Origin of the sequence: Bacteroides sp. OM05-12 (assembly GCF_003438995.1) — a bacterium.
Lineage (GTDB): Bacteria > Bacteroidota > Bacteroidia > Bacteroidales > Bacteroidaceae > Bacteroides.
Map to the genome: position 1 here is coordinate 22,979 of NZ_QSUN01000004.1, position 12,075 is coordinate 35,053.

At 39.5% G+C, this 12,075-nt stretch carries 10 protein-coding genes; 3 read left to right on the plus strand and 7 right to left on the minus strand.

From position 1 onward, the window contains the following. Genes DXB63_RS04925 through DXB63_RS04940 form a run of 4 tightly spaced genes read right to left on the minus strand, consistent with a single transcriptional unit; the run spans position 1 to position 2,692 of the window. The gene (locus tag DXB63_RS04925; RefSeq protein ID WP_122125293.1) at positions 1-789 is read right to left on the minus strand and encodes an energy transducer TonB; all 789 of its coding nucleotides are present in this window, start codon (positions 787-789) and stop codon (positions 1-3) included. A 39-nt stretch (positions 790-828) separates the two neighbouring features. Further along, positions 829-1,248, minus strand: coding sequence for a biopolymer transporter ExbD (locus DXB63_RS04930; RefSeq protein ID WP_122125294.1), 420 nt, complete (start codon positions 1,246-1,248; stop codon positions 829-831). 2 nt (positions 1,249-1,250) lie between these two features. Beyond that, on the minus strand, positions 1,251-1,979 hold the full coding sequence (locus DXB63_RS04935; protein WP_122125295.1) for a MotA/TolQ/ExbB proton channel family protein: 729 nt from the start codon (positions 1,977-1,979) through the stop codon (positions 1,251-1,253). Continuing rightward, a complete protein-coding gene (locus DXB63_RS04940) occupies positions 1,979-2,692 on the minus strand; it encodes a pyridoxine 5'-phosphate synthase (RefSeq protein ID WP_122125492.1) in 714 nt (237 codons plus the stop codon). Before DXB63_RS04940 ends, DXB63_RS04935 begins: the two co-directional genes overlap by 1 nt. A gap of 200 nt (positions 2,693-2,892) precedes the next feature. Between DXB63_RS04940 and DXB63_RS04945 the strand changes: the two genes are divergently transcribed. After that, a complete protein-coding gene (locus DXB63_RS04945; RefSeq protein ID WP_122125493.1) occupies positions 2,893-3,765 on the plus strand; it encodes an NAD kinase in 873 nt (290 codons plus the stop codon). An 81-nt stretch (positions 3,766-3,846) separates the two neighbouring features. Here the strand turns inward: DXB63_RS04945 and DXB63_RS04950 are convergent, their stop codons facing one another. Together DXB63_RS04950 and DXB63_RS04955 are read right to left on the minus strand one after the other, a co-directional pair. Further along, positions 3,847-5,865, minus strand: a complete 2,019-nt coding sequence (locus DXB63_RS04950) for an LruC domain-containing protein (protein ID WP_122125296.1) — start codon at positions 5,863-5,865, stop codon at positions 3,847-3,849. A 107-nt stretch (positions 5,866-5,972) separates the two neighbouring features. Then, positions 5,973-8,438: an outer membrane beta-barrel family protein gene (locus DXB63_RS04955; protein ID WP_122125297.1), complete on the minus strand. Its 2,466-nt coding sequence runs from the start codon at positions 8,436-8,438 to the stop codon at positions 5,973-5,975. 410 nt (positions 8,439-8,848) lie between these two features. On the opposite strand from DXB63_RS04955, the gene DXB63_RS04960 reads away from it, so the two are divergent. Next, complete coding sequence (locus DXB63_RS04960) at positions 8,849-10,138, plus strand: MATE family efflux transporter (RefSeq protein WP_122125298.1); 1,290 nt, start codon at positions 8,849-8,851, stop codon at positions 10,136-10,138. A gap of 211 nt (positions 10,139-10,349) precedes the next feature. Here the strand turns inward: DXB63_RS04960 and DXB63_RS04965 are convergent, their stop codons facing one another. Beyond that, positions 10,350-11,249 carry a diaminopimelate dehydrogenase gene (locus DXB63_RS04965; protein ID WP_122125299.1) on the minus strand — a complete coding sequence of 300 codons (900 nt, stop codon included), beginning with the start codon at positions 11,247-11,249 and terminating at the stop codon, positions 10,350-10,352. Between the two features lie 240 nt (positions 11,250-11,489). Between DXB63_RS04965 and ruvA the strand changes: the two genes are divergently transcribed. Beyond that, on the plus strand, positions 11,490-12,074 hold the full coding sequence (ruvA, locus tag DXB63_RS04970; protein WP_122125300.1) for a Holliday junction branch migration protein RuvA: 585 nt from the start codon (positions 11,490-11,492) through the stop codon (positions 12,072-12,074). Position 12,075: the final 1 nt, after the last annotated feature.

Below are 12,075 nucleotides of genomic sequence, written 5' to 3' on the forward strand. Positions count from 1 at the left end.
TTATTTAAGTTTGAAATAATAAGTTATCGTTCCTGTCTGATTGTTCACTCCATCCACACTATTAAAACGGGCTTTCTTTGCAGCATCCTCTGCCGCCTTCCGCAAAGAAGGATTTACAGTATTCGTACGCTTATTAATACTGGTACTGATTACTCTTCCTGAAGGATCAACCGTAATCGTTACAACCACACGTCCTTCATCCTGTACATTATATATAGGGCGAGGCAAACCTCCCTCTCCTAAAGAACGTCCATTAAGGTCAAATGTTCCATATCCTCCTGTTCCTGACGATTTACCCGTAGAGGAATTTCCATCTTTACTACCTTCGGCTCCGCTTCCTGTTGTTCCGGAACCTTTATTCTCCATTGTTGAACCTTTTCCAAAAGCTCCTGCAATCCGCTTATTAGCAAGCTCTGCTGCCGCTTTCTCTGCTTCTGCACGTTTTTCCGCTTCCGTCTTTTCTTTCGGTTTGTTTACTTCCGGTTTCTTCGGCTTTTCGATTTTCGGTTTATCTTCTTTTTTCTTTGGGGGAATGACAACTGTAGGCTCCTCTGTCTGAGTTATCATTTCCTGTTCTATTTCTTCAGGAATGATATCTTCTTGTTGAACCGCATCTTCCTGCCGGATATCAACCTCAGTCATCGTTGCCGAATCATACATTCCTTGCGAAATTTCAGTATTACCCAACATAACAGGTACACCACCTTCTTCCTGATTCTCCGGTTTATGTATATAAATAATGAACAGAAGAATTAGAATAGCGATATGGACAAGCACTGTCCCAATCATACCTATTATTTGTCGATTATCTCTTTTCACTTAATTATTTTATTTCTTCATTTCAGGCGGACGAGTTGCCAAAACCATCTTAAAATGGTTTTCATTAGCAATATTCAATATCCTCACAATCTCGCGATAAGGCACCGTTTCATCAGCATATAAAGCAACATACATTTCCGGCTCACGATTTGCACATTCCCTTAAGAAATCCGGTAATTCATTCAACTCGATTGGCATTTCCGCATCATTCCCAAAGGCAGCATAATAATTCAATTCTTTATCAATAATTACCCTTGCCAGTGGCTTGGCCGAAGTTTGCTGTTTCCCTTGCGGAAGCAACACCTTGATGGCATTCGGAGAAACTACCGTTGAGGTTATCATGAAAAATATCAATAACAAAAATATGATGTCCGTCATAGACGCCATACTGAAGTTCGGAGATATTTTCGTTCTTCTTTTTAATGCCATAGTTACGATTGTTTCTGCGCAGGTTCATTGAGCAAATCAAGGAAAGCTATGGTTTTAGCTTCCATCTTGTTAACGACACCGTCGACTAACGTTACCAAATAATTATAAGCAAACATGGCAATAATACCGACGATAAGACCACCTACAGTAGTTATCATCGCTTCATAGATACCACCGGACAACAGTGTTATATCTATATTATTACCGGCATTCGCCATTTCCCAGAAAGCACGTACCATACCGGTAACCGTTCCAAGAAATCCAATCATAGGAGCTCCTCCTGCAATAGTTGCCATAATAGGAAGCCCTCTTTCCAAATTAGATACTTCCAGATTACCAACATTCTCTATGGCTGCCTGTACATCCTGAATCGGTCGCCCCATACGGGAAATTCCTTTCTCAATCATACGAGCAGCAGGAGTATCTGTCATCTGGCAATAATTTATAGCAGATTTAATTTCTCCACTTTGGATATAATCCTTGATTCTATCCATAAAACGGGGGTCCTCTTTTTTTGCCTTACGAATAACATAAATACGCTCAAAAAGAATATAGAAACAGGCTACTGAAAGCAAAGCAAGGACTATCATTATCCATCCGCCTTTCATAGCCATATCCAACATATTCATTTTTGTTTCCGAAGAAACCGGAGTAAGTACCGGATTCGTCATATCATTTAACGAGTCCACCGTTTGCGTAGCAACTTGTGCCAATATTAATAAAGTATTCATTAGCGAAGACATTTTTTATATTCCTGAATAGTTTTCTCCAATCCCAAGTAAAGTGCATCACTAATCAAAGCATGCCCGATAGACACTTCATCCAGCCATGGAATGTTTTGATATAAATAGTTAAGATTCACCAAGCTAAGGTCATGACCGGCATTAAGTCCCATTCCTAATTTACGGGTAATCTCTGCTGCGGCAATGAAAGGAGCAATCGCTGCTTCACGATCTTTAGAGTAGCCTGAAGCGTAAGGCTCTGTATAAAGCTCCACGCGATCAGCACCGGCTTTCGCCGCATATTCTATCATTTCAGCATCCGGGTCAACAAAAACAGACGTACGTATCCCTGCTTTCTTAAATTCATCCAAGACATCAGTCAGAAAACCTAAGTTCGCTTTTGTATCCCAACCGGCATTAGAAGTAAGTTGTGTAGGAGAATCCGGAACCAACGTCACTTGATGTGGTTTTACTTTCAATACCAAATCAATAAATGCCGGAGCAGGATTACCTTCAATATTAAACTCGGTCTCTAACAGCGGACGTAATTCATAAACATCGGCCTGACGGATATGACGTTCATCCGGGCGGGGATGAACAGTTATTCCATCTGCCCCGAAAGATTCACAATCCAATGCCACCCGTACCACATCCGGCGTATTTCCTCCACGAGCATTACGTAATGTAGCAACCTTGTTTATGTTTACACTTAATTTCGTCATAATACTTATCTTTTTATCGGAAGTTTCTCTAATACATTCTCCAAAATGCAAAATAAACAGGCATTATAATGAATGAATGAAAAAAAAATCCCAAATTTGCATATCTTACTTTAGCGTACAAAAGTAATAGTTATTACCGAAACAGGAGACTTTTACTTTTAAAAGATTCATAAAATTTAATGATTAAATTAGTAAACAATATGAAATTTGCCATATTCGGAAATACCTATCAAGCTAAAAAGTCTTTTTATGCACAAACGCTTTTCTCTATTCTTGAAAAGCATCATGCCGAAGTGTATATATGCAGGGACTTCTATGAATTCCTGACCAATGACCTTAAGCTGAACATTCCTACTGCCGGATTATTTGACGATGATAACTTCGATGCGGATATGGTAATTAGTGTCGGTGGTGACGGAACATTCTTAAAGGCTGCCAGTAAAGTGGGAAGCAAAGGTATACCGATTCTTGGTGTCAACACAGGACGTCTGGGCTTTCTTGCCGATGTTTCACCAGAAGAAATGGTAACGACCTTTAATGAAATCTATGAGAACCGTTATACTGTGGAAGAAAGAAGTGTTTTGAAAATATCTTGTAAAGGACAAGAGTTGGAAGATTACCCTTATGCTTTGAATGAAATAGCGATACTAAAACGCGACAGTTCCTCCATGATTAGCATTCACACAGCTATCAACGGAGCTTACCTCACGACCTATCAGGCAGACGGTCTAGTCATTGCCACTCCTACCGGCTCTACCGCCTATTCTCTTAGTGTAGGAGGACCGGTTATCGTGCCGCATTCCAATACAATTGCAATAACCCCTGTAGCACCGCATAGCCTAAATGTACGTCCAATCGTAATACGTGATGATTGGGAAATAACATTGGATGTGGAAAGCCGCAGCCATAACTTTCTCATTGCCATAGACGGACGCAGTGAATCTTTCAAAGAGGGAACTCAAATAAGCATCCGAAAAGCGGATTATGCGATAAAGGTGGTAAAAAGACACAATCATGTATTTTTTAATACGCTACGCACTAAGTTAATGTGGGGAGCAGATACCAGATTATAAATTTCAATCCTATATAAAAAAAGCCACTATCAGGACCTAACTTTGATAATGGCTTTTTAATTTCTATTTTAAATATCTTATCTATTTGGCATAAACCTTCTCCTTATTAGGATGTGCATACCAAGTTTTACTTTCATTACCGTTAGAGGAAACCCACACTTGATACTGAGGATAAGCATCATTTATTGAAACACTTTCAAGCGGATAAATCCATCCTTCGGCATCTGCACTCATACGTGGAATATCCAATCCCCAAGCATGCCCTTCATTTGTTTTGTAGAAGCTATTTTCTCCATTAGTAGCATCATCCGCTACCCCAAAGGACACTTTCCCAAATATTGTCGGTTGATAATCAGGAAGATGAATTTCACGTTCTCTTCCATTAACAAAAATGAACGGATTAAACTTACTGAAAGAAACCTCAGAATCAGCAACTGCTTTCTTTAATTCAATACGCATATTGACATCTGCAGAAGATTCAACATGATCTATATTAGGATAGGTATTGACAAGACCTTCCATATTATTAAAGAACTCTCTCACATTATCTTTAATTCTGATAACAGTACGTCCCGCATCGTTAGTTGTTTCCAAACCTGCGCCAATAACTCTTGCTATGTTACTTAACTTCACGGGTAACTCTATACCAAAACCACTTTCACGAAGACCACCCAAAGCTCTTACTTTAAATTCAAGAACTATGGCTGTAATCTCACCGGTAGAAGCATCCTGTTCCTTTGTATAGACATAATCGGTTACAAAATCATTGTGATCCCAGTCTCCCTTATAAGGATACATATCCTCAAAAGCCAATGTACCGAACACTTCGGATTTTATAATTCCAGCAGACGGATCCTCATCACCTTCAACAGGTATCTCAACATCCGGTTTTATAACCGGAGTAGCCGTCACAGTAAATAAGATATCATTATAATCTCCATCATAAGCACGATGACCAATCTCGCGATTTTCCATTCCTACGATATTACAGCCAAACTCATCACTCCATCGGGCAATACCCTGAGTAGTCTTTGGAGAACCCACCGTAGATAATTCAAACGTAGAAAAACGGTATTTATTGACATCTTTAATTGAGTTTTCATCATACTCTTTCTGATTATACCCCTCTTGTATCAAAGCCCAGCCAATATGTATTCCTTTTGGAAAGACTTTCACATAGTTTTCACCATTCCAATATAACAATTGAACTCTACGCCCATACGGCATTTCCCTCTGATTCGTATTATTAAAGATAATCGTTTTATGCAATGCTTTCGAATCATTCGGTTGTTTCAAACTAGCATGACCACCTTCGTATTGATAATAGCAAAGCATATTTCTGATGTTCACATTGGCATTACTAAATCCACCGTCACCAATATATGTTACCCAAACTTCACAACCAAACTCATCTTTAATCTCCATATCCGTACAATACTCCGGATTGACCAGATACTTATCATCTCTTACATTTTTCGCTTCCGGATACCATTCACTAACCAATTTAGTAAGTTCCTTAGATATAGTAACATCACTCACTAAATCCCCGTCCTTAAGCGGACACCCTTTATTATCCAAATCGTTCAGATAAGTATAAAGATTCATATCTTTATTAATAAGCTTACCGCTATATTCTTCCACAGCCCGTGTTTTTGATTTAGCGATAGTAGACTCGTCCGATTGTGGTCCCCTAAGGATAACATCTCCTCCGGCTTCGAGTTCATACGTTTGCATTCCTCCAAATCCAGGCCAATCCGTCAATACATATAATTGAGAACATTCATTAGGAATTTTGCTCAATTCAACATTCAACTTACCATTAGCATCTGTTACTCCATAAGCAATAGATGTTACACCAGATTTCCTTAAACCATTTTCATCATAAGGGTTTTCAACATAAATAGAAACCGGAACATTCGATGCATACTCTCCTGAAGAGTTCTGGGCATACACGGACAAATTCTTTTCCGTTGTATTCTGAAAAGAAAAATCCATCTGACCTCCTTTATTAGAATTACCATCATTCTCATAAAGATCCTTTTCCGTACAAGCAAACAGGAAAGAGCAGATACACATCAATACCAATAACGATCTTTTCATAATGAATAAAATTTGCAACTATTGAATAATATCCGCAAAAGTACAACTAATTAATTAATAAACAAACTTATTAATAAAAAGAATTAAAATTTTCCACTTAATAATATTTATTGCGCCTGTTTACCCTGATTTCCTTCGCCTCCACCTTTAACATCGTCATTCACAATGCCTCGGGCTACTTTTTTTACAGCGGATTTTAAGTCACCAAAACGATAAGAGACATTTATCCTGAAGCTACGTTGTTCTGTTTTTTGACTATTATCCAATCTAAAAGTCTTGGTAAAAGTGGAATAATCATAAGTAATATACTTATTAAAGAAGTTCGTGCCCGACAAAGAAACCGTTAATCTGTCATCCTTCAGGAAACTACGATTCAAATAAAGACCGTAATAATAATAACTCATGCTTTTCCCCTGCAACTGAACATCCGGTCCATAATAACCTCCATATCCTCCCAGTTGCAGATTCCACGGCAGACGTTGTTGAAATCCGATAGAGAATCCTTCATTCCAGCCACTTGCCTTTTCATCCAGTTTTTTACTTCTTAAATCCGTATAATCCACACTGCCGTTCAGCCATATATTCGTCTTGCTCCCTATATTCACATTTGCGTAGAGATTCAATCCGGCACTCCGCTGCTTGCCTATATTCCCGTACGTACTCTCCATTACATTTTTATTTTGTTCATTCAAAAAGCTGTAACGTTGGATGGAATTGTTACTGAAACTATAATATAATGTGGCATTAAGCATTAAAGTACGCGCGAAACTGCTGAAACTAACTTCCGTATTATGAAATTTTTCTGTCTTCAGATGAGTATTACCATAAGAGATGGAATGAGGATCACGTTCATCACGATAAGGATTCAAATACCAGATACCGGGACGGGCAATACGGAGATTATAACCCGCTTTTATTGTTTTCGTGTCGGATAACTGATAAGACAAGTTAGCCGTAGGTACTACATCGGTAAAATCAGCATCAAAATCCGGTTGTGTATCCGAATGTAACTCTGCCTGAAGCATGGAATGTTCTATACGTGCACCGGCTTTCAGCCCAAACTTCTTATACTTTAAAGTATATGCCCCATAAGCAGCTAAAATGTGTTGATGATGATCGAAATCCGATAAATTTTGTGCGACGGGTATCCATGCTTCCGTTTGCTTGTCAAATTGTTCATAAAGAATATTGCTGAAATTATTCCGATAAATATATTTCGCACCGGCCTCCAATGTATGCATAGGGGTAAATGGATTCACATAGTCCACCTGTACGGTATGTTCATCCGTAGCTGCATCATTATCCGTACGTATATCCGAATAATCCGCATTTATCATATTAGAAAAGTGTTGATAAGAATCACCACCAGACGGACTATGGCTATAACGATAAGATACTGTAAGCAATTCTTCTTTTTTCCCGAGCATGCGCTGATAGTTTGCAGAGACATCCGTACCTCCGTAAGTATTATTATTTTCATTGAATAAATCATAGGCATACTGCATCTGCCCGTCTTTATCCAACATTTCCGTATACGTGTTCATCTGCTGTTTGGATCTACCGTTAAAAGTACCGAACGTAAACGTCAGTAGATTCAACGTATCAATCTCATAACTAGCCTCTACGGAACCAAAATGCATGGGCTGACGAGGCTTCATTGTCGCATTACTATTCAGAAAATGATTCCGGTCATCATTAAAATATTCGGTTCTGGAGCTCAAAGCAGGTATATTCGAACGATAATAGTAATAATTGTAATTTCCGGAAACCGAGACCTTTCCAATCTTAAAGATCGCATTCACACCTCCATTTACGCCTCCTATAGTATTTCCCCCCGCATTGAGTGTGACCGTATAACCTTCCAAACCTTTACCGCCGACCGTTATTATGTCTATAATGCCTCCTACCCCTTCGGCATCATATTTGGAGCCGGGATTGGTTATAACCGCAATATTCTTAACCGAAGTAGCCGGCATACTTTTCAAGGTTTTACCGGGATTATTTGAAAGCATATTGGAAGGACGACCGTTCAAGTGGATCTTAAAGTTACTTTTTCCGTTTAGCTTTATATTATCATCCCCGTCCACCGTTACCAAAGGAACTTTACGAAGCATATCCAACACGGTTTTAGTCTCCGAATCGGGATCAGACTCCACATCGTAAGTTATCTTATCAACTTCAGCCTTTACCAAAGGTTTCTGAGCTACAACCGTCACATTCCCCAATTCCTCAACCGATTCGGATGTAAACAGTGCTCCCAAATCAATCGTCTTCATGCCCTTTTCCGTCGAAAAGTCACGAACAACCGTACGGTTACCCACGGAAGAAATCGTTATAGAATAGTCTCCTGCACTGGGGAGTTGTTCCTTAAACTTTCCCTTTACGTCTGTCACCAGCATCTTTACCGGCTTTCCCGGATTGTCTTTCCGCGCAATATGGATAGTGGCATAAGGAACCGGCTCTTTACTTATGGAATCAAGTAAAAATCCTTTTACTGTATAATCTGTTACATTCTGTGCACAAAGCATGAGAGGTAACAAAAAGAAGAAACATAGAAATAGTCTTGTTTTCATTGTTCTTAATATAATGTTTTTCACTGTTTTGCCGTCAATTAATCATCTGTGCCATATCATCGCAGCAAAGGTAAATAAATATACAACCGGATAACCTGCAAGGATGATATTGTACGGTTAAAAAACGATAAAAACAGAACTTACGAATGAAAACATTAAAGTAATGAGCAAATCTTTTCAAAATAATAATCCCAACGAAATCACTTCGTTGGGATTATACCTATCACTTCATGTGGCTACGTAATATATATATGACTAACATTGAATTTCTTCAACGTTACAAAGATAGGGTTGATTATCTACCCGGACAATCCCCTAATCATGGTATTCTTTCCCTCCTCCCTCACCATTTATAGCTATACGGAAGTATAATCCGCAAGATATTTGCTATTTTTGCCGAAAATTATCTTATGAATAAGAAGATTCTGCAACTGGCAATACCCTCCATAATATCCAATATCACAGTCCCTTTATTGGGATTGATTGATGTTGCCATTGTAGGACATCTGGGAGCGGCAGCTTATATCGGAGCCATAGCCGTAGGAGGAATGCTTTTTAATATGATTTACTGGATATTCGGATTTCTTCGGATGGGTACAAGCGGCATGACGGCACAGGCATACGGCAAGCGTGACTTTGATGAGATGGCCCGTATCCTTTTCCGGTCAGTCAGCGTCGGATTATTTATCGCTCTCTGCCTCTTATTACTGCAATACCCGATCCGATTATTTGCTTTTACTTTGCTGGACAGTACTGCCGAAGTAGAGCAACTTGCCACCGTATATTTCAATATTTGTATATGGGGAGTACCTGCTGTATTGGGACTTTATGGTTTCGCCGGATGGTTCATCGGAATGCAGAACTCTCGTTTCCCCATGTTTATCGCAATCGCCCAAAACATTATCAATATCATAGCTAGTCTTAGTTTTGTATTCCTGCTAAATATGAAGGTAGAAGGCGTAGCACTCGGTACACTCATCGCACAATATGGCGGACTGTTGATGGCTATCATACTATGGATGCACGCTTACCGGAAACTACGCAGGCGCATACGTTGGAAGGAAGTTCTGCAAAAGAAAGCCATGAAACGGTTCTTCATGGTGAACAGCGACATCTTCTTTCGTACGCTATGCCTCGTAACTGTCACCGTATTTTTTACTTCCAGTGGCGCAAAGCAAGGAGACGTCATATTAGCAGTCAACACCCTGCTCATGCAACTTTTTACTTTGTTCTCCTACATCATGGATGGATTTGCATACGCAGGCGAAGCCCTCACCGGACGTTACATCGGAGCACAAGACGGTAAATCACTTCACCGCTTTATCCGCTTACTATTCCGTTGGGGTACCGGATTATCATTTGTCTTCACCTTATTATATAGTATCGCAGGAAAATACTTCCTGGAGCTACTGACCAATGACGCAGAAGTAATCCATGCGGCAGAACAGTATTTCTATTGGGTGCTTGCCATCCCTCTTGCAGGATTCTCCGCATTCCTATGGGATGGTATTTTCATCGGAGCAACGGCCACCCGTCAGATGCTCTACTCAATGATAGTTGCCTCCGGTTGCTTCTTTATCATCTATTATTCATTTCACGGCTTCATGGGGAATCATGCTTTATGGATGGCTTTTATCATTTATTTGTCATTAAGGGGATTTATGGAAATGATATTGGCAAGAAAGAGTATAGGTATGTAATATCGAATCGTTTCACCACGCTCAACCTTGCGTTTCAGCATGGACAACCTATCGTTCAGGCATGGTGAAACGAATGGATTTCCTGCGAAAAACGAAGTAAAGGAAAAGATATTCAAAAAACAAAAAATGCAGTTTCTTATCTAAATTACCCCTATATATTTATATATATAAATATATAGGGGTAAATATAAGATAGAACTTATTTCAAGAACTATACCAAATGCTTGATCAGTTCTTCTTTGTCACCGTAAAGCAAATCAATCACCGGAATTTCAATCATGGTATAACATCCCGGCTGTTGTTTCATGACCGCACGTGCCACACAAACAAGTACCTGTCCGGTTAATGCCGGATTATTTATCTTCATATTAAATTCGAACAGCTGATTTTGAGTCTTTCCGGATACACCTTTACGAGTAAGGTTGACGCCATGTCCCATATCAAGAAGATCATCCACACAAGGCACTTGAATCACATGCGTTTCATCATGTACAAAGTATGCGTCAGACTTGATGGCAGCAGCCACCTCCTCAAACTTATATCCGTCTTTCAATTCAATGTAAACCATACGGCGATGAATACCCGTTCCCGTAGGAATAGTCATGGAAAGAGCTGCTTTCACCCCCTCTATCGCCTTTACGGCAACCGTGTGCCCCATGCTCATACCCGGACCGAAGTTTGTATAACTGATACCTTTAGGGGCAATCGCCTGAAGAAGTGCACGAACCACCGAATCACTTCCCGGATCCCATCCTGCAGAAATAATAGCAGCAGAATTATGTGCTTTTGCTACGGCATCCAGCTCACGACGAAGGTCTACGATACCGGTATGAATATCAAAACTGTCTACCGTACGAATGCCTTGGGCCAGTATTTCCTTTGCATATTTCTCTACACTTCGTGTCGGAGTAGAAAGAATAGCGACCTCAACATCTTTCAACTCTTTTATATCTTTAACTACCGCATAATCATTCAATTCCGCCGGTTGATTCTCTGCTCCGTTACGACGAACCACTCCTGCCACTTCAAAATCAGGTGCAGCTTCCAGTGCTTCCAACACATATCGACCGATATTACCATATCCTACAATGGCAGCTCTAATCTTTTTCATCTTCTATTTCCTTTATTAGTTACATATTTCTTTAAACTGGAGACAAAAATAAACATTTTGCATGAATGTTCCATACACCCTCTGGAAATATATTTGAAAAAATAACGTTTCTATTCGTACTTTAAAACAATAAACACCTATATGCATACGTTTCTAAAAGGCAGACTTTAGTTTTTAAAACAATTATATGTATTTTTGCAGGCATTTATGATGCAAATCAACAATTAAGAACAGACGTCCATGATAGAATATATAAAAGGAAATATAGCTGAAATAACCCCCGCAATGGCAGTAATAGACTGTAACGGCATGGGTTATGGGATCAATATTTCACTTAACACATACGCAGCCATACAAAACCTTAGCAGTTGCAAATTATACATTTACGAAGCTATCCGTGAAGATGCTTATATCTTATATGGTTTCGCAGACAAAAGGGAACGGGAATTATTTTTATTACTGATATCTGTTTCCGGCATAGGTGGAAATACGGCACGGATGATTCTTTCCGCACTCTCCCCAAGTGAACTATGCAATGTAATCAGTTCCGGGAATGCCGATTTATTAAAGACGGTAAAAGGTATCGGACTGAAAACAGCCCAACGGGTTATTGTGGACTTAAAAGATAAAATAAAAACAAACGAAATAACAGAGAATACAGCATTCCTATCGCAAGATACTGAAGTGCAGGATGAAGCAGTTGCTGCACTTACGATGTTGGGATTCAACGCAGGAGCATCACAGAAAGTGGTAGTCGCCATTTTGAAAGAACAACCCGCATTACCGGTGGAACAAGTCATTAAATTAGCTTTGAAAAGACTTTAAC